Genomic DNA, 25,831 nt, shown 5'->3' with positions numbered 1-25,831 from the left:
AAGTAACCAATGACTAAGCATAAAAATACCCTCATAATCAAAAGATGATAAGGGTATTGTGAAGCAACCAAAAGATCGGTCAACCGATCAAAAATACCTTAACTGATCGGTGTTAACTTTTCAGTGGCTTTTAAAGGTTAATTATTTTACTGGTTATTAATCAGTCACAACCTCAGGGTTGGAAACTAATAACATCCGTCCGCGAGCAGCTAAGTAAGTAGCTACTTGCAACTGCATTTCTGCATTAGCGGCAGCACTGCCTTCAACAGTTGCAGCCTGTGCAGCATCTTGAGCTGGTGTTAATATAGAACCATGATGCCCTTTAGTAAATTTAACTAAGTAGCTTGCTGGTGTTTCACTCAATGCTTGCGAAGAACTTACTGTCTCAAGACCCATCAAGTTAGCTAATGGAATTGTGCCAGAAATAGGATTATTAGCTGCCATTGGTGGTATCACTTGGTCAGGCTTGTTATCAACACCATCACCCACAACAACATTAGTATAAACAGGAGTACCTAATGCTTTCACAGTGGCTGCGTAATTCGTTGGGTCGCCACTATCTAGCGCAGTTTGCGCCGCAAAAGCAAACTGTGTAAATACACCTTGAATGTTAGTAAGTTTAGTCGTTTCACCCGCAGTGGTAAGTGATGCAATATATTCGTTATAACCACATGTCAAGTAAGCTTCCATGTCTGGTATTAATGAGCCACAGTTAGAAACTGCATCTCCTTGTAAGTATGCAGTAAATTCATCAGCTTCTGTTGTACCCGCTTGTGAAAGTACTGAACCTTGAATAAATGGACCAAACGCAGCAGATTCAAGTAAGAAGCTTGCTATACCGCCACCACCGCTTGCAAGAGCTACCGTGTTTACATTAAATAGCGGATCAAGCGTTTCTGCCATTGGCGTATTAGCTTGAGCAATAAATGCTGGAGCAACAATAGAACCTAGCGAATGCCCAATGTAGGTAACGTCTTTACTATTAATAGTTGTATCGTTAATAAAGTTTAAGCCTAAACGAAGGCCTAATAAATCAGCAGCCGATTGACGTAAGCTATCACGTGCAACAAGTAATGAACTTAAGTTCATGTAACTAAGCACAGAACCCGTTGTTGCATTAAAGTCGTCTGTTCCATCACCATCAACATCTATTCCGCGCTCACCATGTCTTGGATGGTCAATAGCAACCGTTGCAAAGCCTTGAATAGAAAGCTGCGCAGTTAAAGCAAGCATACTTTCTTTTTGTGTTGTAATACCGTGCTGCATAATCACAACAGGCCATCCACCTTCAGGCATAGCGATAGGATCTAATTGTAACTGTGCACGGACACCATTAATTATCGGTAAAATAGGTTTAGTAACTTGCACTGGCACATTTGCCATGCTTTGTACTTTTGGAATTGAGTTGTATTTTGTTAAATGGCGTGTGCTGTCTAGTCCTAAGTCACGTAATTGTCCGTCACTTAATGCAGAACATAAACCATCATTTTCACTAATAGGATCTGTCGGAAATGCATCGCCTGCAACGGCCTTATAACCAATTATTGCCACTGCGTTATCACACATACCTTGCCAATATGTATCACTTAAATCACTAATATCAGTACCCGTTGGCGTACCTAAATACATCGGTAACATAATGCTACCTTTTTGATATTGCACACCAGAGAAAGCAGCAGAGACTTCTACACCCTGAGAAGCAAATACTTGTTGTACATTTACCATAGGCTGTTCAGGAACTTGAAGCGCAGGAGTTGGTAACGCAGGCTGTTGCAAGCTTGCAGCTAGTAACTTTTTAATTGTCCCAAGTACAGGGCCTGCTGATTGAATAGTCATCGCACTAGAAAAAATAATATCTTCTTTTGTGATATCTCCTGAACTTACAACTACATTTTCGTAACTGTTAACAGCACCCTGCAAACCAAGTTGGGCTTCTGTAATTAATGGCGCTTCTTGTTTAACCAGCCCATAAGTAGAAGAAGGCTCAATAGAGCGCCCTAATGAATCTTTAAGACCAGTAGTTAATACATTGATGTATGAGCTACCTGCCGTAAATGGCTTTAAAGGAATAATTGCAACGCCATCACCTGAAGCTTGAGTTACAAAGTCAACACCAAAAGTAAGCTCACCGATCAATTTACAAGCAGTACCGGCAGCTACAACTGAACATTCTGCATCAGTTAAACTTGCACCCATTACAACTTCAAAAATTCTTACTGTACCAGGGGTCCCAGCAGACGCTTCATCTAAACTCACATTTGGTGGGAATGTTAAATCGATTTTATAAGGAACCTGCGAAGACCAACCATCAAGTGCACCTAGTGCAAGTTGAGGGTTTGCATAAGCTGCGCGCGAAATAGACACATTGTTGTCATCTAATTCACCAGGAATATTAAGTGTACCGTCTTGAGTTCCACTCATTAATAAATCATTAGGTACCGATAAGATACCTGCTGCTGGATCAAATGTAACTGTTGCTGTTGGGATAACTGGTGCTGTGTCGTTTTTGACATCTGTTAACGTTTCTCCACCGCCACAACCTGCTAAAGCAGCTGTAACCGAGAGTGAAAGTAGCATTTTTTTCATATTGTTGGCTCCGCACGTATTTTATTTTTATAGTGTGTTTAATCAGTGTATTAAGTTAAAACAATGTAATCAGGTTATTAATGAGACATTAGACCAGTTAAACTTAACGTAAAGTTTCTATTTTCGCCACCTAATTTTACAATAAATTCGATTACTTCACGTTTCGCTATGTTAAAATCAAAAAAATTATATGAATTGGTACTTTTATGCACACATATCAAGCAGCTGAAAACGCACTTAAAGATAAAGTTATTTTAATAACAGGCGCCGGTGATGGTATTGGCCGAGTTGCAGCAATTACGTATGCAAAATACGGCGCTACAGTTATCTTATTAGGAAAAACAACTAATAAACTTGAATGTGTTTACGATGAAATTGTTAATGCTGGCTACCCTAAACCTGCAATAGTCCCTATGGATTTAAAAGGCGCAACGAAGCAAAACTACCGTGACCTTGCTGCAACAATCGAATATCAGTTTGGACGCCTTGACGGGTTGCTTAATAATGCAGGTATTTTAGGGTCACTCGGTCCGCTTGAACATTTTTGCTCATCTACGTTCGAAAACATAATGAAAGTAAACGTGACTGCACAAGCAATGATCACTAAAGCACTTTTTCCTGTTCTTCGTAAGTCTGATAATGCATCGATAGTATTTACGTCATCAGGTGTAGGCCGCAAAGGTCGTGAATTTTGGGGGCCTTATGCCATCTCAAAATTTGCAGTAGAAGGTATGATGCAAACATGGGCATGTGAAGTAGGTAAAACGAATATTCGTGTAAACTGTATTAACCCAGGCGCTACTCGCACTTCAATGCGAGCTGCTGCATATCCAGGTGAAGATAGAGACGCACTTGCTACACCAGAGGATTTAATGCCTACATATTTATATCTAATGAGTGACGATTCAAGTGAAGTGAATGGCGAATCGTTAGATGCTCAAGTAAAAAAGTAGTTTGGAGTTTAAATAGTTTAAACAACTCACATTAAAAAAGCCGCAATTAGCGGCTTTTTTGTGTTCAATAAATAACTAATTGATTATTTACGTTTAGTCGGCTTAACACGCTGATTGTGTTTTTTAACTGCTTTACGAATTTGGTTGATTTTAGCGCGTTTATCTTTGCGTTTTTCAGGCATAACAGAAAGCTTAGTTTGTGTTTCGCGGCCTAATTTAACGGTTTTACGCAAGTAGTTTACTGTTTCTAAATCATACTCCATCCAACCACCTTGTGGCACGCGCTTATCAAGCTCTAGTTTACCGTAACGAATACGAATAAGACGAGATACTTCCGCATCTTGAGACTGCCATAAACGACGAACTTCACGGTTACGCCCTTCATTTAACGTTACGTTAAACCAACGGTTAACGCCTTCGCCACCCATAGGGGTTACAGTCGTGAATTTGGCTGGACCATCTTCAAGCTCAACACCACGTAGTAAGTTTTTAACCGTCTCGTTGGTTACTTCACCAAATACACGTGCAGAGTATTCACGCTCTACTTCATAGCTTGGGTGCATTAAACGGTTTGCCAGTTCACCATCGTTTGTAAAAAGCATTAAACCCGATGTATTAACGTCTAGTCGACCAACCGCAATCCAGCGATCGCCATCAATACGCGGAAGTCGGTCAAATACAGTACGACGCCCTTCAGGATCTTTACGTGTGCTTAACTCACCTTCTGGTTTGTTATACATAATTACACGACAGATTCGGTCTGCTTTTTCTTCAATTTTTACACTGTGACCGTCAACACGAATCAAATCGGTTTCTTCAACACGGTCACCTAACTTTGCCACTTTACCGTTTACACTAACGCGGTTTGCGTCAATGTATTTTTCCATTTCACGGCGTGAGCCTACGCCTGCACGGGCTAAGACTTTTTGTAACTTTTCACCTTGTATAATACTCATTCGGATGGTTCTCTCACAGAAGGATCGCTCAATAACTGGTTAATTTTACTTTGCTGCTCTGTTGGCAACGCAGGTAAATTTTCAAGTCCAGTTAACGAAAAATAATCTAAAAATTGCTTAGTAGTTGCATATAAAGCCGGCTTTCCCGGAACCTCTTTATGCCCTACCACTTTAACCCACTCTCTTTCGAGTAAGGTTTTAATAATATTCGAACCCGTAGTAACACCTCTTACTTGCTCAATTTCGCCGCGTGTAATGGGCTGCCGGTATGCAATAAGTGATAATGTTTCCAGTAAAGCACGCGAGTATTTTGGTGCGCGTTCTTGCCACAAGTTATTTAACCAAGGGCTTAAACTACTGCATGCCTGAAACCGATACCCACTACCAACTTCAACTAAGCGAATACCACGAGTTTGAAAATGTTCTTGTATTGTATCTATTGCGTCATTTATTCGCGTCATAGAAATAGCTAAATCTATTAATACGATGTCTTTAAGGTGGCGTTTACTAACAGGCTTATCTGCAACAAAAATAGCTGCTTCAATGATCTCAACTAGTTGTTCATCACTAATTCGCCGACCCGCCATACACACTCTTAACAAATAAAAATACACAGCCATCTATTATGACAGAACAACACCAAACTAGGAAAATATATCTATCAAATAACTAAATTTAAAACACAAAAAAGCCAGTGACTAGCACTGGCTTTAATCTTACTTACTAAAATGGTAACTATTAGTTACTTTTAAAAGCTTCTAATGCATCATCTTCAGCTACTGCGTTACCGTATTTTTTAATGTAACCCATAAACTCGCTTTTACTAATGCGCTTATCTTGGTTTTTATCCATGTAACCAAAATGATTTGAAATATCATCATCGTTACCTTCAACTACCGAGATATAGCCATTGCTGTCGTTATCTAGACTTGCAAAGCTGCTTTCAATTTTATCGAATTTAGCAATTTCAGCTTTAAATGCCGACTCACTTACTTCAGAATCAGTGGCTACTTTGCCATTATTAAGCTTCATATAAGTGTTAAATTCTTTGCGGCTAATTTCGTTATCCATATTGGTATCAATATTTGAAAAATGGCCCCAAATGCTATCGTCATCAGCTTCAACTTTTGAGATGTAGCCATCGCTATCATTATCTAAACTTGCAAAGTCACTGTCTATTCTTTCAAGACCTTGATTAGATGAACAAGCCGCTAGGCTTAATGATGCTAAAATAGTGGCTGCTAATGTTAACTTTTTCATAAGACGTATCCTTCGTAATTAATTAAATGTCACTTTAACTAATACAAATCCAATGCCAATAATAGTTAACTTATAATAATCAATAACTTAATCTCGATCGGTATATTTATTAAACAGTTTCAATAAGTTAAGCTTGCAAGCTTTGCAAACAACCTTGTAATTTTTGCAAAAAAATACCCGGTAAAAACCAGGCATTTCAAATTTACTTATTATAGTTAAGCTAATAATTAGATTGCTGCGTTTTGGTAGCGTTTAACAAACTCAGTAACGTTTTGACCATTACATTTTAATGAGTTTAGGTTACCAATTTTTTGACGAACAGGTGCTAAACCTTGTTTTAAAGCCGTCATACATAATTGAGTTTCTTGTTGAGCGTCTTTTGCAAATACTTCTACTTTCTCAACTGATGCGTTGCTTAATATCGTTTTTTTAGCAATATCACGAATATCTTCACCATTACATAAAATGCTTTTAGAAAAACGAGATAGGTAAACACCGTGCTGGGCAGCTTCTTTACGAGCAACGCTAAAGCCTTCGTTTGCACTTAGTACACATAACTTAGACTCAATTTTGTTATCTTGGCTAAAGTAAGTATTGCTTTGAGCTGACGCAGTTGCAGATGCTAGTAAAGCAGTGGCTAAAAGTAGTTGAGTTTTCATGAGAGATCCTATTTGAACGAGCTAAACAAGTGAATTTCGCGCATTATATATTCAATAAAGTTAAGTTCAATTGAATTTTTTATTTATTTAAATAATTAATATTGTATTCACAATGTTTAAACTTTACCCATCATTTGATCAACATTTGCGCAGCTATTATCTCAATTCAGTCATGTTATGTACGCGTATTTACTGATACAATTTAATCTATTAAATAGAACCAATTTTAAGGTAAATTTTATGAAAGTGATTTCTTTCAATATCAATGGTCTGCGTGCTCGTCTTCACCAATTACAAGCAATTATCGACAAACATCAACCAGACGTTATTGGCTTGCAAGAGATTAAAGTTCACGACGAAGCATTCCCATTAGAAGATGTACAAAAAATGGGATATCACGTCTACTTTCATGGTCAAAAAGCGCATTATGGCGTAGCTATGTTATGCAAAAAAGAGCCTAAATCGGTCTTAAAAGGTTTTGCCACCGATACAGATGAATCGCAAAAACGCATGATAAGCGTCACTGTTGAACAAGAAAACGGTCGCGACCTTACTGTCATGAATGGCTATTTCCCACAAGGTGATAATATTAATCACGAAGCTAAATTCCCTTATAAACGTCAATTTTATAAAGATTTAATGACACACCTTGAAACCAATCACACACCCGATCAAGACGTCATCGTTATGGGTGATATCAACATATCACCTACCGATTTAGATATTGGTATTGGCGAAGTAAATGCTAAACGTTGGTTAAAAACGGGTAAATGTTCTTTCCAACCGGTAGAGCGTGAATGGCTTGCAACATTACTCAATTGGGGTTTTAAAGACACCTTTAGAGAGCAAAACCCCGAAACAGACGATCAATACTCATGGTTTGACTATCGCTCTAAAGGGTTTGTAGATAATCGAGGACTTCGTATAGATGTAGTGCTTGCAACCAATGAGCTTGCAGCACGCTGCATAGATACAGGTATTGATTACGAACTTCGCGGTATTGAAAAACCGTCAGATCATGCCCCTATATGGTCAACATTTAAGTAATTATTATGCTCAGCCTAACAATGCAGGGGCTACTTTGGGCTCTTGTAATTATTATTGCTCTATTAAGCTTTGATAAAAAAACATATAAAACATTGCTTAATACGCCAGTCCGTCAAACTGGCGTACTTGCGTGTGCGTTAGTGTTTGCAGTGCTTTGGCGAATAAAGGCTGGCATTTTAACTGGCCTTGATTTACACATACTAGGTGTTACGGCTGCTACATTAATTTTAGGCTGGCGGTTGACTATTTTAAGTAGCCTACTTGCCACAGCCCTACTCGCTGCCTTTGGTCAAATTGAACTTGAGCTGTTACCAGTACAACTGCTTATTGGTGCGTTTATTCCTATTTTATTGAGCTATCTTGGCTTTATAATTAGTTACCAATATTTACCTCGTCATTTTTTTGTCTATATATTTGTTTGTGCGTTTATAACCGCAGGATTTATAGCCTGTATAAAAATAAGCCTAGGTGCTTTATTTTACTTAGCTATAGGGCAATACAATTGGCAAGAACTTGCAGATAACTACGTTTATTTAAGTGCCATAATTTGGTTTCCTGAAGCAATGCTCAACGGCATGGCTATAACAATTATGATCACCTATCGCCCGCATTGGGTAAAAACTTTTTACGATAAGGACTACCTAGGCTCATGAGTCTTGAATATCAATGCCCCCTGTGTAACCTAGCACTTTTGAAAACTGATTCAACACTTCGTTGTGCTAACAACCACAGCTTTGATTTTGCTAAAGAAGGCTATGTTAATTTACTGCCTGTGCAACAGAAAAATTCAAAACAGCCGGGTGATTCACTTGAAATGGTACAAGCCAGACGTGCATTTTTAGAGCGTGGGTATTATCGTTTTTTACAGCAAAGCCTTAGTGATATAATCAGTAATATAAGTGCAAAAACTATTATTGATTTAGGATGCGGTGAAGGGTTTTATACCCAAGCAATAGCGAATAAAACAAATGCTGTTGTATACGGTGTCGATATTTCAAAATCAGCGGTTAAATATGCAGCAAAGCGCTACCCTAATTGCCATTTTAGTGTGGCATCAATCAGCCAAGCTCCCTTTAAAAGCCAATTTGCTGATGTACTTGTTAGCGTATTTGCACCTTTATTTGAGCAAGAGCTTGAACGCCTAGCAAATCAAAACGCAACATTAGTGGTTGCAAGCCCAGGACCCTGTCATTTAAAAGAGCTAAAATCGTATATATATTCAGAAGTAAACGAACATACTGAAATAGCCACTCCAAAAGGGTTTCAAAAATCAGAGCAGATCCTTTTAACAGAGCATGTAGCGCTTAGCTTTACTGATATTAAAAACTTAATAATGATGACGCCATTTGCATGGAAATTTAGACCCGAGCACTGGACAGCACTCGAAGAAAAAGGTGAACACACTGTCACCTTATCGTTTTATATTACTCAGTTTACCAAAATAGATAATGATGTAACTCTCTAAAACTGCTCTTTAGTAAACGCCCTGTCCATTTTATCAAACATATCTTTAAGTAAATTGGCAAGCTCCATATAACGGGGCTTGTTTTCACTTAACTGCGTTTGATATCCATTAGCTGCCATTTTAGTGTACAGCTCGTTATACCATTTTTGCATCGCAGGCTCTAAAGGCGTTTGCGCTCGCTTACCCAACCAAAATAAACCTTGTAATGGTAGCGATATAAAAAATAATGCACTTGCAATGGCTTGCGGTAAAAAATCAGAACCCAAGTAATTTAGCTGAAAAAACAATGTTAGCATGGCTAAGATTGGCATTACTGTAATGGCAAGCTCAGTCGCTCTAATTACTCTAAACTCTAAAAATAAGGGCGCAAGCTCTTTGCGCATTGGCCATTTTTTACCATACAAACGGCCAGTTTGTAGTTGTGACATCACACTTTTTTGCATCATGACTCCTCACAGATACTGCTTTTAAATACAATGGAAAAACGAGCTATACGCAAAGTGTAACACAAAATGAAAGAGTTACACTTTCTCAGTAAAACAGCTTAAATTTACCTTTTAATGGCGAACAATCCTAACTTAAACATCTCAATTAAGGTAAAGTATTTAACATTGCGTTAACCACTTTGCAATTGAACATTCAATTGTTTTAGCTTTACTTAATACCGTAAGTGTAACGATTACGAATTAACGTTTACTTACTAAATTTGTTTATGGAAATTGAATCTATGCCAACAACCTCTCCTGAATCACAACACGTTTTAGTTTTAAATTGTGGTAGCTCTAGCTTAAAGTTTGCCATTATTGATGCGAACGATGGTCACGAAATTATTTCAGGCCTTGCTGAACGCTTAGGCGCTAAAGCACCCTCTATTAAATACAAATTTAATGGTACTAAAACAGTTATCGACTTAGCGGCTAATCAAGCACATGCTAAGGCTATAAATACGCTTGTAAGCTTAATAAAAGATCACAACTTAGACGAGCAACTTATCGCAGTGGGCCATCGTGTTGTACATGGCGGCGAGCACTTTACGCGATCGGTATTGATTGACGAAAAAGTAATTGCAGGCATTACACAGTCGGCAACGCTTGCGCCGCTTCATGGGCACGCTAATTTACTAGGTATATCGTCGGCGCAGGCATCGTTTGAAGGTTTGCCACAAGTCGCGGTGTTTGATACTGCATTTCACCAAACTATGAATGAAGTTGCCTTTCTTTACGCTCTTCCATATAAGTTGTACACCGAGTTTGGTGTTAGGCGTTATGGTTTTCACGGCACAAGTCATTTTTATGTTGCAGGGCAAACAGCAAAGTTACTTGAGCAACCTATCGAGCAAAGCAATTTTATTAGTGCCCACTTAGGCAACGGCTGTTCTGTATGCGCTATTAAAAATGGTAAGAGTGTTGATACCAGCATGGGACTAACGCCTCTAGAGGGGCTGATAATGGGCACACGTAGCGGCGATATTGACCCTGGTTTATTTAACTTTTTAACCACTCAACTTGATTACACAGCCCAGCAAATAGATAACCTACTAAATCAAAAAAGTGGCTTGTTAGGTATTAGCGAGCTTTCTAACGATTGCCGTACCATTGAAGAAGCCGCTATAGCCGGTGATAAAAAAGCGATACTCGCAATTGAAATGTTTTGCTACCGACTTTCAAAACAAATCGCGGCGTATATGGTGCCATTACAGCGCCTTGATGCTGTTATATTTACTGGTGGTATTGGTGAAAACTCAGATATTATTCGTGAAAAAGTAATTACACAACTTGCCTTTTTAGGCATTAATTGTAATCCGCAAGCCAACCTCAATGCGCGCTTTGGTCAAGAAGGCGTTATTAGCTGTAAAAATTCACACGTCAAAGCAGTTGTAATGCCAACCAATGAAGAATGGGTTATTGCCCTTGATGCTGCAAATATTGTAAAGGAGCTTTAATATGGCACGTCGTATTATGTTAATTCCTGTTTCTACCGGTGTGGGTTTGACGTCGGTATCAGTTGGTTTAGTGCGTGCACTTGAACAAAAAACAGTTAAAGTTAACTTTTTTAAACCAATAGCTCAGCCACGTTCTGGTGAAACAGGCCCTGAAAAATCAACGCAAATAGTTACTCAAGGCTCACCTATCAACCCACCAATGCCTTTTGCACTTGATTATGCTGAGCAAATGATTGGCGACGGTAAAGGTGATGACCTCCTAGAGGAAATTGTTGAACGCTTTGAAAGTAAAATAAACGATAACGAAGTCGCTATTATTGAAGGTATGGTACCTACTCGTCGCCAACCTTATGCTGGGCGTGTAAACCGCGAAATTGCGCAAACACTCGGCGCCGAAATTGTATTTGTACTTACCCCAGGTAATTACACCATTACTCAAATAGAAGACCGCCTTGAAATTGCAGCAGGTAACTACGGTGGTATCGATCATCCTCGCGTACTGGGCTGTATTTTTAATAAAGTAAATGCGCCACTTGATGAAGAAGGTCGTGCACGCGCCGATTTAGTCGATGCCTATAAACCTGAAGAGCTTGAAAACGAGTTAAATCGTTTAGCCTCCCTGCCTATTTTTAAAAAAAATCCGTTTATGTTACTTGGTGCAATCCCGTGGGATTTTGACTTAGTAGCGCCGCGCGTAAAAGACTTAAGCGCATACTTAAAAGCCACGATTATTAACGAAGGCGATATGCTTCATCGTCGTCTGCGCCGTATTACTTTTTGTGCTCGTACGGTTTCAAATATTTTAAATTATTTTACGCCAGGCGCTTTATTAGTAACACCGGGCGATCGCTCTGACATACTTGTTGCTGCGTGCTTATCTGCTATGAACGGCACTAAACTTGGTGCTATATTACTCACCGGTGGTTTTGAGCCAGAGCCACGTATTATGGCCTTGTGTGAGCAAGCCATGCAAACCGGCTTACCAATACTCGCAACCGATGCAGACACGTGGCGTACATCATTACTACTGCATAACTTTAATATGGAAGTACCAAATGATGATGACCAGCGTATTGAAAAAGTAAAAGATCACAACGCAGAGCATATCAATTCAAGCTGGCTAGATACTCTAGCTAAAAGTGTAGGTAAAACTCGTAAGTTATCACCACCCGCATTTCGTTACTTACTTACCACTAAAGCGCGTAAAGCAGGTAAAACCGTGGTTCTACCAGAAGGTAATGAACCTCGTACAATTAAAGCGGCTGCTATTTGTGGTCAACGCGGAATTGCTAAAACTATATTACTAGGCGATCGCGAAGAAATAATGCGCATTGCACAGCAGCAAGGTATTGAGCTAAACGAACATGTAAGTATTATCGAGCCTCAAAGCATTATTAATGATTATATTGCGCCTATGGTCGAAATTCGTAAAAGCAAAGGCCTAACTGCCGTAGTAGCACAAGAGCAACTACAAGATAACGTCGTACTGGGTACAATGATGCTTGAGCAAGGTAAAGTAGACGGTTTAGTATCGGGTGCAGTAAACACTACGGCAAATACAATTCGCCCACCACTGCAATTGATTAAAACAGCACCAGGGTCATCACTAGTATCATCTGTATTTTTTATGCTACTGCCTGACCAAGTGTTAGTTTACGGTGACTGTGCGATTAACCCAGACCCTAATGCTGAACAACTTGCAGACATAGCGATTCAATCTGCCGACTCTGCAGCTGCATTTGGCATAGAGCCGCGTGTTGCCATGATCAGCTACAGCACGGGCACTTCTGGTACAGGTGCCGATGTTGAAAAAGTACGTGAAGCCACAAAAATAGCAAAACAAAAACGTCCTGATCTAATTATCGACGGCCCACTACAATACGATGCAGCTATAATGGAAAACGTAGCACTTAAAAAAGCACCTAACAGCCCTGTAGCCGGTAAAGCGACCGTATTTATATTCCCAGATTTAAATACGGGTAATACCACGTATAAAGCAGTACAACGTAGTGCCGACTTGATAAGTATTGGCCCTATGCTGCAAGGTATGCGTAAACCTGTAAACGATTTAAGCCGTGGTGCATTAGTTGATGATATTGTGTATACAATCGCCTTAACTGCCATTCAGGCAGCTCAAACAGAAGCGCTAATTACTCATTAAACGTAACGTGTGCTTTTTATAGCCTAGCTATTATTTATTTAATAATTAACTAGTTAGGTTATTTATACCCTGCAACCCCCATACTTATCCACAGAAATTGTGGGTAAGTTTTTACTCCCTTCTTTTATCTACTTATTTACTGCTGAGTTAGTCGTTGTTACACCTTTAATTTAAAGCCAATAATCTATACTATAAAGCTATCAATATTGCTGTTCGCAGGCTTTTAATGTCAAAACAAACATTACAATTACACAGCACCATTTTATCTATACACAGTATAGATGTAGATGCCGACATACCTGCGGCACTTTTAAAGCAATCTTTGTTTTTTATTTCTAAAACCCATGATGAACTTTCAATTGTATGCCCAAGCGATTTTGAAGTAAAAAGCCTGGATACCGAACCCGACTGGCAAGCTTTAGAGGTTGTAGGTCCACTTGGCTTTTCGTTAACCGGAATTATGGCTAATATTTCAGGGGTATTAGCGCGCGCTAAAATTTCTATCTTTTCAATCTCAACCTACGATACTGATTATATTCTCATAAAAAAACACACTGCAGAAAATGCTATTTCCGCTTTAAAAAAAGAGGGTTATAACGTGGTGGTAAACTAACTTATGAAAGCTCAAAAAATTGACTATTTAGCTCAAAATAAAACGCCTCTTAATGCAATAAATATTACCAGCCCATTTACAGGTAAAGTAATTGAACTGAAAGAGCATCCAGAACCTTTTTTTCGTTTTGGCACTCTGGGCCCTGGTATTATGGTGCAACTAACAAGTCATAAAATTTTAGCACCGTTTGATGGAACTTTATTACAAGTAAAAAATGCAGGTACTGAGTTTATTCTACAAGCTAATAATGGTCTAAAAGTCTTGATTAACTTAACTATTTTTGATTCGCAATCAATTACGCATACCCATATTGCGCAACTCAATGGTAGCAAAATATGCAAAGGTCAACGCCTTGCTTATTTTGATTTACGAGAACTTGATACTCCAATGCTTGCTAGTTTAATTTTACTAAACGGCCATAACCTTGGCACATTTCATTACTCGCACTCGCATGTAAATGCGGGTGAAGACACACTATTAACTATTATTAAGAAGAACTAGATTTATGATCACTCTATACGGCATTAGCAACTGCGAGATATTTTTACCAGTCAAACCATATAGCTTAAAAATCTAATATTGAGTGTGATAAATATCTTATTAAATAGATAAAATGTTGCAAAGTTGCACAAATGTTCCACAAATGTTGCAACAAAAAACCTTTTAATTCAATACCTTGAGCCTGCTTGCGACATTGTTACATTTTAAATAGTAATATTCATATATATATACAGAGAGTATGGTGGGTAGGGATATATAGGCTGTACTTTACTCATCATCTCCATCTTTATAAAACCCATATTTTTCGTAATAGCGCTGGAGAAAAGGCTCTGCCCAACTATGCTTATTAAGCCATATAAAGCTATACTCTAGTGCCTCTTGTGATGCCTCTCTCATACAGCAATCATATTCGATAGCTTCTTCTTCAATAAGCATATTACTCCTAGTATCATGATTCCATTGTATGAAGTTCATTGTTGGCCATTCGCCTTCATTATATTCCCCCAGAAAGTACTCTGAAATCACTTTATCTCTATATTGAGCAGCCTCACAATCACACGAAAATGTTTTTTCATAAGTTCCATGTAAAGGATGCCTCACCTTATAAACTGCTGGCTGATGGTCATATAGCTCGTTTACATGGACTACACCATAAAAACCCGTATTTACAATCCCATTGACCCTACTATTTCTTTTGGATATGTTATTCTGCTGCGCGGAACACTCTCTGAGATTACTAACACGGTTATCAAGTGGGTTATGGTTGATATGGTCAACTTGATACTTTTCACTTAACCTAAATCTTAATATAGTTCGATGAATATACTCGCGACTAGAACCATTAGCTCTCCCACACAACTTTCCATCATTCCTTTTATGCGCTATGTAAGGGTTTGATTCTAATAATCTTAAATCACATGCATCAATCAGCATAAAGATATTATCATTAAGATAAACTTCTGCGACAGGTTCTAACTTGAAAGTAGTAATAACTATCTTTTTTTTATGTTTTCCATAACCATTTAGAAAAGTAAATCGAATACTATTATCTCTACCTTTGATATATTCTTTAAAGTCACCGTAAATCATTATACTAAGCCCTCCTGCTTCAAAACTTTGCCAACTGTGTTTCTATGACAATTTACTTTCTCTGCGATTAAAGCATGAGTTAGATTCTTATCTCTTAAAGCAATTATCTCCTTGCGTTTAATACGCGTAATTCTATTTGTCTGCATACTTCCTCCTTGTTTAATTAGCTGACCCTAATATTTTAATCGTTTTGAACAGCTATGAACTTAAAAGCAACATTTGGAATATAGAAATCAATATTAAAGACATACACGGTTATAAGTAAGGTAATGATAATAAAGGGTATAATTAGCCATGAAATTAAAAAGTCTAGTTCAAAAAATTTTAAGAGCAGCGCTTATTTCACTACTTATAAATTTACTAAAACATTTAAAATCAAAGTAACAATTAAGGAATATCACTATGGCAGTTGTTGGATATGCTCGCGTTAGTACTACTGGGCAAAATTTAGAAGTACAATTAAATGCATTGAGTGATTGCGAAATCGTATTCCAAGAGAAGCAAAGCGGCGCTTCTACAGTACGTGAGGAGCTCATACGGATGTTAGAATACGTTAGAGAGGGTGACACTATTAAAGTAACTAAGCTGTGCCGTTTAGCTCGAAATACAAAACATTTATTAGAGGTCGTAGAGTTATTAGACACCAAAGGGGTTTCTTTAAATGTTCTTAATCTTGGTATAGATACTGCCAGCCCAACAGGCCGTCTAATGATTACTTTAATTGGTGCCATAGCAACTTTTGAAAGGCAATTGTTACTAGAGCGACAATCAGAAGGTATTGCTTTAGCAAAAGAAAAAGGTAAGTATAAAGGAAGGAAACCAACAGCAAGAGCAAAGCAAGCCCAAGTCGCGGAGCTTTTAAAATCAGGCATGACTAAATCAAGAGCGGCTGAAAAACTAGGAATTAGTCTGTCAAGTATATACAGGATGTACCAAAATTGAAAAAACTTCTTCGAATGAGCAGTATATTTGTAACAATCTTAATTGCACCTATAACTGGATGTTTTGACAAAAACACTCTTCATGAAAAGTTAGTAGCAAACAATGAAAAGATTATTCTTCCGCCTATTTTTGACCGTAATATTACCAATGAACTTAACTGCGAACGAGCAGATGAGCATCAAGTCGACTTTATTTATAAATTGGTAAGTAAATATGGACTTGAAGTAATTAGAAGTGTATCAACTAACCCAAAAACCATTGAAGCCCTAAAGCTAGTTGAAAAAGAAATAGAGCTAGATAATATTAATGATCTTATCTTAGATTTGGAAGAGGAAAACCAGCATCATATTCTTATGATTGAAAAGTTGAAAAAATTAAAATTTGAGTTAAAGAAGGTTAAACCTATTGAAATTATAAGAGCCAAAGTTTATGCCATAGAATCAATGCAAAATGCTTCTGAAGCTCCTGGATTCATAGCACAAATTCTGACTCCAACTGATTGGTATGACTATCAAAAATATAGTAACCATCTTATAAAAGAGAATAAAATAGAATGTAAAGTATCGCTAAGATATTGTTTAGATAATCAAGATTTACAATCTTTAATGTATGAAAAAATCATTATGTTAGGCAGACAAGTTTTTATTGAGAGTTCTTCTATAAATATAGGTAGTAATAACCCTAAATTTATTAATTCATCAAACTTTTCAACCTTAGTAAATACACCTTTTGATTACTATAATATGGACTCGTATACACTCCCTTATAACACTAATACTACTGATTTGTATGAAGGAAGAGAAATAGAAGTAGAAGCTCAGATAAGGAAATTAAAAAATAGAGAAAACGCTAGAGATATGAACATCCTAAAACTCACTAATAAGATAGAGTTAAATAATAAAAAGATAATAAAATATGAAAGCTCACTAATAAGATAGAGTTAAATAATAAAAAGATAATAAAATATGAAAACTCATTTAAGGTATAGCCTTATGAGAAATAAAAAACCCACCCAAAAAGATGTCTTTAGGGTGGGTTTTATTGTTTTGACCCCTTTTTTTCACAGGGTCGTTTCTATAGACATTCAACAACTCAATCGCTGCGATAATTAGATGTAGTTTTAATAAATCCACCAGCTTTGAGCTTTTCAAATTTAACACTAGATATATCATCATTATTCATAACCGATGCAAAGTTAGTTTTATCAATTACAGACTCCTCGTGATGGCTAGTTAATATATGTGGTATATTGCTAGTGGTTTCTAAAAGCTTTGTACCATCCATTTCATATACCTCACTTGTTAACCCTCGATAAAACACTTTAAATTGCTGTTCTAACACAGCTATGCCATCAGTTGAATAATAAACCATAGCTTTATAGTCGCCTTCGCAGTCCACAACTTCGATATGTGAAATCAACAACCTTAATTTAGCATTAAAAGCACATCTCTCTTCAGGTGTATGTAAACTTTCAAGGTTTAACAACATGATGTCTTGCTGTTGCCGAATTGAAGCCTGTATTTCAAGTTTAGAGCAATCATCGCGCAAGTTATTTATTTCACTTTCGATAGCCGATAACTTTTTAGCAATTACTCGAGAGGGGGATGCCTCATAATCTGCTGAGACTTGTTCTAGCAATTGCTCCTTAGCACTGAGCTCCATAGTACATGCAGCCAATTCATTACTGTCAGGCTCTCTATACTTCTCAATTACAGACTGTATGTGACTAAGAGCAATTAACATCTGAGGTTCAGCATATTGATACCTTATACTGCCTTTACACTCTGATTTAGGGCATTTTAAATAACTAGACTGATTAACTTTATTTTGACTACCTAATATCATCGCACTACCGCAATCACATTTGATAAGCCCTATAAATAAATTTGAAAACTTACCTTTCCTGTAACCTGAGCCTCGTTGATTTCTGCTTGCAATTCCTTTTTGTACCCTTAGAAATAATGCAGTATCTATCACCTTAGGGTAATAACTCTTAATAGCCTCGCCATCAACTATACGTTGATTATCAATCATAATATGTGGCTGGTACTCTCCTAGAACGGCTTTATTAGTCAAAATGTTATTAAGACCATTAGGAACCCAAGTTGAGTTATTCTGAAACGTTGGTATATTTTGTCTATTAAGATATTCTGCTATTTTCATATATCCAAGACCAGAGTCTGATAGATTGAATATCATTTTTATAACTTCAACATGAGCTTCTATAAGTGAAAAACCCTCCCCTTCTCTCTTCATCCATGCTGGATAATTGCTATTAGTAATAACTTTACCTTCATCACGAGCTAATCTCTTATTATTACTCCAAACAGCTTTAGAACGCATGCTCTTGATTGCTGACTCTTCATGAGCTCGGCTCATAATTGTTATTGAAACGATTAATTTAATCATATCCATATCTGAAGCCCGATAAATCGAGTTATCTGATAGGGTAACAATAACTATTCCTAGGTCTATAATATCAAGAAACTTCCTTAAAGCTGCCATAACTGACTCACGGCTCAAACGGTCTAAACTTTCAACCAGTAAATAACTCCCTTTGGCTATTTCTCCTATATTTACAAGCTTTATGAACTCCCCCAATGCGCCTGAAGTTACGTTATCTCCCCTAAATGCACTTACCCCCTTATCAGCTAAGCATAGAGTCTGAAGGTCCAACTCATGATTACTCGCATACTCGTTAGCTAGCGCCATTTGCCTACGCAAGGAGTCCCCGCCTTGTTGCCGAAAACTACTGAATCTCTGATATGAATATGCTTTAATAGACATATAAACTCCTAATTAGATATTAAAAATATGACCATTAAAGCCAGTAAGAATCATACCATTCTATATGGTTTAAGTCCCAGCATATGCGATACGATAAAAAAAGCTAAAAAACATTTAACTGATAACAACATCGAATTTACGTTTCATGACTACCGCAAAGATGGTGTAAATGAGCAAATGGTGAGTGAATTTGCAGACAAGCTCGATTGGGAACAAATCGTTAATAAACGTGGAACAACTTATCGCGCATTAACTGATGAGCAAAAACAGAGTCTAACTAAAGAAAGTGCTATCCCATTGTTGGTTGAACAACCTGCCATGATCAAACGTCCAGTACTGGTAAACAATGGCAGTTACCATTTAGGTTTTAAAGCAGCCCAATACGACGAGATTTTTAAATAATGACTAATGACGTAATTCAACTCGCCCAAGCGCTAATCCAACGTGAATCGGTAACGCCCGAAGATGCTGGCTGCCAACAAATGATGAACGATCGCCTTGCTGCGGTTGGTTTTAATATAGAATCATTATTTTTTACCGACACACTTAATACTTGGGCTCGAAAAGGCACACAATCGCCGCACTTTTGTTTTGCTGGTCACACCGACGTTGTACCAACAGGTCCTGAAAAAAATTGGCAACATCCGCCGTTTTCAGGATTAATAAAAGATGGCCTATTACATGGGCGTGGGGCTGCCGATATGAAAGGCTCGTTAGCTGCAATGCTTGTAGCAACCGAGCGCTTTGTTACTAAAAATCCTGATCATAAAGGTTCGATTTCTTTTTTAATTACTTCTGACGAAGAAGGCCCGTTTGTAAACGGGACTACTCGCGTAATTGATACATTAGAAGCACGCGGTGAAAAAATTGATATGTGCCTTGTAGGCGAGCCATCATCACGCGATGTACTCGGTGATGTGGTTAAAAATGGCCGAAGAGGTTCACTTACCGCTTACCTAACGGTTAAAGGCGTACAAGGTCATGTCGCCTACCCACATTTAGCACAAAACCCAATTCATCTAGCAACGCCTGCCCTTACTGAGCTTAGCCAAACTGTGTGGGATAACGGAAATGAATACTTCCCTGCTACCAGCTTTCAAATTTCGAATATTAATGGCGGCACAGGTGCTGGTAACGTGATCCCGGGTGATCTAGAAGTACAGTTTAACTTTAGATTTAGCACGCAAGTAACACATGAGCAACTCCAACAGCGTGTAAATGACATTCTACAAAAGCATAACTTAAATTATGAATTAAGTTGGATAGTAAATGGCTTACCTTTTATTACCGAGCACGGGCCGCTTGTTGATGCCACTGTTACAGCTATTAAATCAGTAACCGGTTTAACCACTAATCTAGAAACTACCGGCGGCACATCAGATGGTCGTTTTATTGCACAAACAGGGGCTAAAGTAATTGAGCTTGGACCACGTAACGCCACTATCCATAAAGTAGATGAATGCGTAAGTACCGATGATTTAATAGCCCTTACCGACATTTACGAGCAAATATTAGAGCAACTTTTAGCATAATGGATGTAACTAAACCAACACCAATAATGTGTATCACAGGGCAAAGTGATACACATTTAACTGATAAACAAAATCATCGCTTGCACAGCGCTATTATCAGCGACTTTTTAGCGCTGCAAAGTGCAGCACAAAAAGCGGGATTTGAGCTTACTATTGCCTCTAGCTTTCGTGACTTTAATCGTCAATCAATTATTTGGAATAATAAGTTTTTAGGTATTCGACCTGTTTTTGATAAACAGCAAGAGATTGTAGATTTAACTAAGCTAAGCGATAGTGATAAGTGTATGGCGATAATGCTCTACTCTGCACTACCTGGGGCAAGCAGGCACCATTTAGGCACCGATTTAGATGTGTTTGATAAAGCTGCGGTAAGTAATGATTATAAACTACAGCTAACACCTGATGAATACCAGCAAGGTGGGCCGTTTGCACCTTTAAGTAATTGGCTTGATACTAACTTAGATAAATTTGGCTTTTATCGCCCTTACCAGCATGATTTAGGTGGTGTCGCACCTGAGCTTTGGCATATAAGCCATATTAAGCAATCGCAATTATTAGTGAATAAGCTTAGTGAACAAGTACTTTTTGAATGCATAAAAAACAGTGAACTACAGGGTAAGCAGGCAATACTTGATAACTTACCCGCTATTTATACACGCTTTGTAACGAACGTTAGTCCGCCATAAAGAACTTGTTTAAGTGGTATCACACCTTCTTTTTATTTAAGATAAATACCAGCACAGCGCCTAATATTAATGAGCTTGCTACAATAAATTCCATTGTGACCTTCTCTGATAAAAACAAGACCCCGGCCAAGGCTGCAAGTACAGGTACACAAAGCTGCACAACAGCAGCTTGGGTACTTTTAAGCAGTGGCATAGCCACATACCAAACACTGTAACCAATTCCAGACGCTATCGCACCCGAGGCACATGCAAGCAAAACCCCTTCAATACTCATATTTTTTAAATAACTCATACCAACAAGTAATAAAACAGGGATAGCCACTAAGCTTCTTATAAAGTTAAACCCCGTAGTACGCAGTGGCGATACGCACACTTTACCGCGAATACTGTAAATACCCCATGCCACACCACTGAGTGCCATAAGTGATGCACCTAATAATGAAGGTACAGCAGCAGATGGCAGCATTAAATATACAAACCCACCTAGCGCCACTATAAACGCGCACCACTGAAGCACACTCAACTGCTCTTTTTGATATATACCCCAGCCAATCATAGTGAGTTGCACGGCTGAAAACAAAATCAGTGCACCGGTGCCTGTATCCAGCTCTACGTATGCAATCGAAAAACAAAGTGCATAAACTAATAGGCTTATACTGCTTCGCCAGCTTCCTTTATCGCTTAAAATAGCGGGGTTAAAAGTGCCTTTTCGTTTTAAATTATGAGTATAAATAGCCATTATAATGCCCAAACACGCAGCACCACTGAGTAAGCGAATAACTGTAAAGTTCCAAGCATCTATATAGCCTTCGGCTAAAGCCATTCTGCAAAAAAGAGAGTTTGCAGCAAACGCAATTAAAGCAATTATTGTGTACAACGTAGCTTTCAAAAAAATTCCTTAGCAATAAAAACAAATTACAGCGTTATTTCAATTAATTAATTAACCTACTAAGCTAAAAACATTGTCATAAGCGCCTATAAAACCGCTTACTGAGCAGCACATTTAAACAGGATTGGTATAACTGTGCAAAGGGAGTATTTAGTTTTAATAAATTAGATTATTTATACTAAAATCTTAGCCGCATTTGCAAAATACGGTGTCTACAACACAAGATATCCTTTTAGTATTTTTCGTATACGACTTAGTGAATAGCAATTACTTCATTTAAAAAATTCATTTATCATTACGCTTTAGGGATCATTGTATTCAATAAGACCAATAAAGTACCTTAAGTATTTCAATATTGTTACCCAACAAGAAAATTCACACTTTGTTCACCAATGTCATTTTATATTTCTTTATTAGCAGGCAGTTTTACTCTACGATTTTTTACAATATTTCACACATTTAGCTAAAAATAATATGTTAATGTATACAGGTGAATTTAGAGGAGTGCGCAGTGCGCCTAAGTATAATTTTAAGCTTTTGTTGTATTTTAAGTGGGTGTAGCACAATGGGCTTTAATGACCTATTTAATGACTATGCCACGCAAATGACACCAATAAGAAATGCGATCGAGAAAAACAATATCGAAGAAGCGCAATCCCTTATTGCCGATAATAGCACCATGCACAGCAGCTACTTACTCAACCAACTTGAGCAAGCTCGCTTAAACGACTTAGCCAATATGCCACAAGAGGCACAAGGTAAATTTGAGAACGTGTATACGCAAATGCAAAAAAAACGTGAAGCCGCCAAAATACAAGTAAGTGCGGGGCTTGAGCAAAGCAATGCGTTATTTACTAACGACTCAGCCATAACTTATGTGCCACCGGCTTACGAAATGAGTATGCTTCATAGTTATAAAGCACTTAACTACGTGTATAAAAATGATGTAGAAGGCGCTTTGGTCGAAATTCGCCGCGCTAATAAAGTACAAGTTGATGCACTAAGCGAAAATAAAACAGATGGCGACTCAACAGTTAAAGAAGCGCAGCAGCACTACCCTAGCATGGGCAATGTAACCAGAGATGTAAAAAATGGCTTTCAAAATGCCTACACATTTTATTTATCTGCTTTGCTTTATCAAAGTGCTAAACAGTATGACGATGCTTATATTGATTATAAAAAAGCACTGGCTATACAACCTAACAATATTTATTTACAGCAGGACGTAATGCGCCTTGCTAAAAAACAAGGGTTTGACCAAGACCTAAGTGAATTTAAAAAACGTTTTAGTGATGCACCCACAATTTCTGCAACGCAAGGCGAAGTAATTGTTTTATTTGAACAAGGCTTAGTACCAAAACAAGATGAATTTAAACTGCGCTTACCAATTTATTCATCACGCGGCGATGCACGCTTTTACAGCCTTGCAATGCCAGTGTATAAAGATAATGCCTATGTGCGCCGCCTTAATAATATAAACATAGATGCACAAAGCATAGAGCTGAGCCCATTAGTACACATTGAAGCACTTGCAGCAAAAACATTAGAAGATCAAATACCTGCAAAAGTAGCTCGCCAAGTACTCAGATTAGTAGCTAAAGAGAAAGTGCGTGCAGAACTTGCTCGCAGTGCCGGTGATGTAGGTAACATACTTGCTAATATTTATAATTTGGCGTCTGAGCAAGCTGATACACGTAGCTGGCTTACACTTCCAAATCAAATAAGTGTTGCAAGGCAAAGCCTAAATACAGGTGAGCATTCTCTGCATATAGGCACACAAGCACCTATAAATTTTACCGTTAGTAAGCAAGGGTTAACGTTAATTTACTTAACCTCCGTTAATAACTACTTTAATTACCACGTAGTTCAACTTTAGGAGCCATCATGAAATACATAGCGCCATTATTAGCAGTCTTAATGCTCAGTGCATGTTCCAGTAAACCGGTTACATCGGGTATTTCCGTTGAACAAAATAAAAATCAGTTTAATGAGCAATTACGTGTAGATAATCCAGAGCTCGGTAAAAAGCTGGCCATTACTGATGTTAAAACACGTCAAACCAACCAGTTAACCGATGTAGTAGTGACACTTTCGAGCCAGTATAAAAAATCACAGTATTTGCAGTATCAATTTAATTGGTTTGATAAAGACGGCTTTGTTATTAAAGGCAATCATTCACCTTGGCAAGCACTCACCTTATTTGGTTTTGCAAAAACACAATTACCGGGCTTAGCACCTAGCTCTGATGCGGTTACCTTTTCTTTAGCAGTAAGAGAAGTGTCTACCGAATCACAAGAATTTAAAGATTAAAGGAAACAACCATGATCATCAGTAACAAATTTAAAACAGCATCAACTTACGCTTTAGTTGGCTTGAGCGCTTTAGTATTAAGTGGCTGTGCTAATAAAGCCGTAGTAAGTTATGGCGATGCACAAGCAGTAGAAACAACAGATATTAATTTTGGTTCTACCGACTTACAAAAAGTAGCGAGCCAAATGACCGACTCATTACTCAGCTCACCTGTTGTTGGCACAATGACCGCTAATAAACGCCCTGTAGTATTTGTTGAGCGTATTAAAAATAAAACCAGCGAGCACATTGATACAGAATCAATCACCGATTCAATCTCAACACAAATGCTACGCAGCGGTAAGTTCCGTTTTGTAGATATGACCCGTGTTGAGTCAGTACGTGAGCAATTAACGTTTCAAAATGAAGATGCTCTTGTTAACCCTGCAACAGCCGTTGCATTTGGTAAACAAATTGGTGCGCAATATATGTTATACGGAAACTTATCAAGCATCGTTAAATCAAATGCCGATAAATCAGACGTATACTACAAATTTACAATGCGTTTAATGGATATGGAAAGCGGCCTAGTTGAGTGGGCAGACGAAACTGAAATTCGTAAAACTAAAGAAAAATCAACCTTTGGCTGGTAGCCAATACCAATCTGCTTATATATGGGGTCTATTTAACGTTAAGAAAATTACGCTAGTACTAGGCAAAAATTTTTGTATTTAGTTGTTCTAAATAAAAAATTTTTAACGACGTTATAGCGCAATTTAATTCGTTAAATTGATCAAAGATTTATGCAGGTTGGTATAAAAGGAGCAAGTTATGAAAGCAATTACTGTAATTATATGCGCTTTACTTACAATAAGCGCGCCTACGTTTGCTAAATACGAGCGCAATAAAGCAGTCCCTGTGCAGCAAGTTTTATTTGGTGGCGTAAAATCGGTACGCAATATTACCGAGCAAGAAATCATTCAAGACAAAAACAACGGCTGGCAAACCTTTGGTGGTGCATTACTCGGCGGCGTAGTAGGCAACCAGTTTGGTGGTGGTAGCGGCCGTACAGTAGCAACAATATTAGGTTCGGTAATTGGCGGCAGTGTTGCACATAATAGGCAGCAGCAAAGTCATTATCAGCAAAATCACTTTGTAGAGTTATTAATACAAGTTGAAAATGGCGACCAGTTTATGGTTGTTCAAGATCAGGACCAATCAATGCGTTTTAGCAAAGGCGATAACGTAAGATTAGTGTACTTGAACGACAACACAGTGCGTGTAGATAAAGCGTACTAGGCCGTGCTGAACTTTGGTGGTTGAATTTGCAGCAGAATGTTTGGTATTTAGACAAGGCAGAGCCTATGAAATGTGGTTTTTCCCTATAAATAGGCGATAACGCAGCATAAATGCCAAACATGCGCTGCCCGAAGGGTTCTGCCTAGCGGCAATTAACTCTTTGTTGCCTACATGG

General features: G+C 38.0%; 26 protein-coding genes. 17 read left to right on the top strand and 9 right to left on the bottom strand.

Translation table 11 applies throughout. The features are described 5' to 3' along the window. Positions 1 to 156: 156 nt before the first annotated feature. On the bottom strand, positions 157 to 2,586 hold the full coding sequence (locus I6F45_RS18105; protein ID WP_165741769.1) for a VolA/Pla-1 family phospholipase: 2,430 nt from the start codon (positions 2,584 to 2,586) through the stop codon (positions 157 to 159). A 206-nt stretch (positions 2,587 to 2,792) separates the two neighbouring features. On the opposite strand from I6F45_RS18105, the gene I6F45_RS18100 reads away from it, so the two are divergent. Beyond that, positions 2,793 to 3,539, top strand: a complete 747-nt coding sequence (locus I6F45_RS18100; RefSeq protein ID WP_007375386.1) for a YciK family oxidoreductase — start codon at positions 2,793 to 2,795, stop codon at positions 3,537 to 3,539. Positions 3,540 to 3,622: 83 nt separating this feature from the next. Here I6F45_RS18100 and rluB read toward each other — a convergent pair whose 3' ends face one another. The 4 genes from rluB to I6F45_RS18080 form a co-directional block, all read right to left on the bottom strand. Further along, positions 3,623 to 4,495 (bottom strand): 23S rRNA pseudouridine(2605) synthase RluB, encoded by an 873-nt coding sequence (gene rluB, locus I6F45_RS18095; RefSeq protein WP_007582584.1) that lies wholly within the window; start codon positions 4,493 to 4,495, stop codon positions 3,623 to 3,625. Beyond that, on the bottom strand, positions 4,492 to 5,082 hold the full coding sequence (scpB, locus tag I6F45_RS18090) for an SMC-Scp complex subunit ScpB (RefSeq protein WP_024592539.1): 591 nt from the start codon (positions 5,080 to 5,082) through the stop codon (positions 4,492 to 4,494). Before scpB ends, rluB begins: the two co-directional genes overlap by 4 nt. Positions 5,083 to 5,233: 151 nt before the next feature. Then, positions 5,234 to 5,755, bottom strand: a complete 522-nt coding sequence (locus tag I6F45_RS18085) for an EF-hand domain-containing protein (RefSeq protein WP_165721507.1) — start codon at positions 5,753 to 5,755, stop codon at positions 5,234 to 5,236. A 227-nt stretch (positions 5,756 to 5,982) separates the two neighbouring features. After that, the gene (locus I6F45_RS18080) at positions 5,983 to 6,414 is read right to left on the bottom strand and encodes an exonuclease III (protein WP_197161509.1); all 432 of its coding nucleotides are present in this window, start codon (positions 6,412 to 6,414) and stop codon (positions 5,983 to 5,985) included. Positions 6,415 to 6,654: 240 nt separating this feature from the next. Between I6F45_RS18080 and xthA the strand changes: the two genes are divergently transcribed. From xthA to I6F45_RS18065, 3 genes are read left to right on the top strand one after another with little or no spacing between them, the layout of a single operon-like run. Continuing rightward, positions 6,655 to 7,461: an exodeoxyribonuclease III gene (gene xthA / locus I6F45_RS18075; protein WP_165740196.1), complete on the top strand. Its 807-nt coding sequence runs from the start codon at positions 6,655 to 6,657 to the stop codon at positions 7,459 to 7,461. A gap of 5 nt (positions 7,462 to 7,466) precedes the next feature. After that, entirely contained in the window at positions 7,467 to 8,114 is a 648-nt protein-coding gene (locus I6F45_RS18070; RefSeq protein WP_165727396.1) for an energy-coupling factor ABC transporter permease, read from the top strand. After that, positions 8,111 to 8,926, top strand: coding sequence for a putative RNA methyltransferase (locus I6F45_RS18065; protein ID WP_165727395.1), 816 nt, complete (start codon positions 8,111 to 8,113; stop codon positions 8,924 to 8,926). Before I6F45_RS18070 ends, I6F45_RS18065 begins: the two co-directional genes overlap by 4 nt. On the opposite strand, the gene yfbV is transcribed toward I6F45_RS18065, so the two are convergent. Further along, the gene (gene yfbV / locus I6F45_RS18060) at positions 8,923 to 9,369 is read right to left on the bottom strand and encodes a terminus macrodomain insulation protein YfbV (RefSeq protein ID WP_007582569.1); all 447 of its coding nucleotides are present in this window, start codon (positions 9,367 to 9,369) and stop codon (positions 8,923 to 8,925) included. The two genes, I6F45_RS18065 and yfbV, sit on opposite strands and share 4 nt — an antisense overlap. Positions 9,370 to 9,653: 284 nt before the next feature. Between yfbV and I6F45_RS18055 the strand changes: the two genes are divergently transcribed. The 4 genes from I6F45_RS18055 (at position 9,654) to I6F45_RS18040 (ending at position 14,143) form a co-directional block, all read left to right on the top strand. Continuing rightward, positions 9,654 to 10,868, top strand: coding sequence for an acetate kinase (locus I6F45_RS18055; protein ID WP_165727394.1), 1,215 nt, complete (start codon positions 9,654 to 9,656; stop codon positions 10,866 to 10,868). Between the two features lies 1 nt (position 10,869). Continuing rightward, entirely contained in the window at positions 10,870 to 13,029 is a 2,160-nt protein-coding gene (gene pta / locus I6F45_RS18050) for a phosphate acetyltransferase (protein ID WP_165727393.1), read from the top strand. Between the two features lie 226 nt (positions 13,030 to 13,255). Further along, a complete protein-coding gene (locus I6F45_RS18045; protein ID WP_197161507.1) occupies positions 13,256 to 13,642 on the top strand; it encodes an ACT domain-containing protein in 387 nt (128 codons plus the stop codon). A gap of 3 nt (positions 13,643 to 13,645) precedes the next feature. Next, a complete protein-coding gene (locus tag I6F45_RS18040; RefSeq protein WP_007582561.1) occupies positions 13,646 to 14,143 on the top strand; it encodes a PTS glucose transporter subunit IIA in 498 nt (165 codons plus the stop codon). Between the two features lie 267 nt (positions 14,144 to 14,410). On the opposite strand, the gene I6F45_RS18035 is transcribed toward I6F45_RS18040, so the two are convergent. Then, on the bottom strand, positions 14,411 to 15,232 hold the full coding sequence (locus tag I6F45_RS18035) for an HNH endonuclease (RefSeq protein WP_197161505.1): 822 nt from the start codon (positions 15,230 to 15,232) through the stop codon (positions 14,411 to 14,413). Between the two features lie 402 nt (positions 15,233 to 15,634). Here I6F45_RS18035 and I6F45_RS18030 point away from each other — a divergent pair, with 402 nt between their 5' ends. Together I6F45_RS18030 and I6F45_RS18025 are read left to right on the top strand one after the other, a co-directional pair. Next, the gene (locus tag I6F45_RS18030) at positions 15,635 to 16,174 is read left to right on the top strand and encodes a recombinase family protein (RefSeq protein WP_197161503.1); all 540 of its coding nucleotides are present in this window, start codon (positions 15,635 to 15,637) and stop codon (positions 16,172 to 16,174) included. Then, entirely contained in the window at positions 16,171 to 17,112 is a 942-nt protein-coding gene (locus I6F45_RS18025) for a hypothetical protein (protein ID WP_197161501.1), read from the top strand. Before I6F45_RS18030 ends, I6F45_RS18025 begins: the two co-directional genes overlap by 4 nt. Positions 17,113 to 17,266: 154 nt before the next feature. Here I6F45_RS18025 and I6F45_RS18020 read toward each other — a convergent pair whose 3' ends face one another. Further along, positions 17,267 to 18,961, bottom strand: a complete 1,695-nt coding sequence (locus I6F45_RS18020; protein ID WP_197161498.1) for a recombinase family protein — start codon at positions 18,959 to 18,961, stop codon at positions 17,267 to 17,269. Positions 18,962 to 18,988: 27 nt separating this feature from the next. Between I6F45_RS18020 and I6F45_RS18015 the strand changes: the two genes are divergently transcribed. From I6F45_RS18015 to I6F45_RS18005, 3 genes are read left to right on the top strand one after another with little or no spacing between them, the layout of a single operon-like run. After that, entirely contained in the window at positions 18,989 to 19,363 is a 375-nt protein-coding gene (locus tag I6F45_RS18015; protein WP_197161496.1) for an ArsC family reductase, read from the top strand. Beyond that, positions 19,363 to 20,493, top strand: coding sequence for a succinyl-diaminopimelate desuccinylase (gene dapE, locus I6F45_RS18010; protein ID WP_197161494.1), 1,131 nt, complete (start codon positions 19,363 to 19,365; stop codon positions 20,491 to 20,493). Before I6F45_RS18015 ends, dapE begins: the two co-directional genes overlap by 1 nt. After that, positions 20,493 to 21,179, top strand: a complete 687-nt coding sequence (locus tag I6F45_RS18005) for a M15 family metallopeptidase (RefSeq protein WP_197161491.1) — start codon at positions 20,493 to 20,495, stop codon at positions 21,177 to 21,179. The genes dapE and I6F45_RS18005 overlap by 1 nt, the downstream gene beginning before the upstream one ends. Before the next feature lie 19 nt (positions 21,180 to 21,198). On the opposite strand, the gene I6F45_RS18000 is transcribed toward I6F45_RS18005, so the two are convergent. Then, entirely contained in the window at positions 21,199 to 22,068 is an 870-nt protein-coding gene (locus I6F45_RS18000; protein ID WP_197161488.1) for a DMT family transporter, read from the bottom strand. 511 nt (positions 22,069 to 22,579) lie between these two features. On the opposite strand from I6F45_RS18000, the gene I6F45_RS17995 reads away from it, so the two are divergent. From I6F45_RS17995 to I6F45_RS17980, 4 genes are all read left to right on the top strand, one after another. After that, a complete protein-coding gene (locus tag I6F45_RS17995) occupies positions 22,580 to 23,944 on the top strand; it encodes a COG3014 family protein (RefSeq protein ID WP_165727387.1) in 1,365 nt (454 codons plus the stop codon). Positions 23,945 to 23,952: 8 nt separating this feature from the next. Further along, entirely contained in the window at positions 23,953 to 24,378 is a 426-nt protein-coding gene (locus tag I6F45_RS17990; RefSeq protein ID WP_007582549.1) for a YcfL family protein, read from the top strand. Between the two features lie 11 nt (positions 24,379 to 24,389). Next, positions 24,390 to 25,010: a penicillin-binding protein activator LpoB gene (lpoB, locus tag I6F45_RS17985; protein WP_007375407.1), complete on the top strand. Its 621-nt coding sequence runs from the start codon at positions 24,390 to 24,392 to the stop codon at positions 25,008 to 25,010. Between the two features lie 178 nt (positions 25,011 to 25,188). Then, complete coding sequence (locus tag I6F45_RS17980) at positions 25,189 to 25,656, top strand: glycine zipper 2TM domain-containing protein (protein WP_165740185.1); 468 nt, start codon at positions 25,189 to 25,191, stop codon at positions 25,654 to 25,656. The last annotated feature ends 175 nt before the right edge of the window (positions 25,657 to 25,831 follow it).

It is taken from the genome of Pseudoalteromonas sp. SWYJZ19, assembly GCF_015864375.1.
Lineage (GTDB): Bacteria > Pseudomonadota > Gammaproteobacteria > Enterobacterales > Alteromonadaceae > Pseudoalteromonas > Pseudoalteromonas arctica.
Note: the sequence above shows the minus strand (reverse complement) of the source record. Positions and strands in the feature narration are given on the sequence as shown.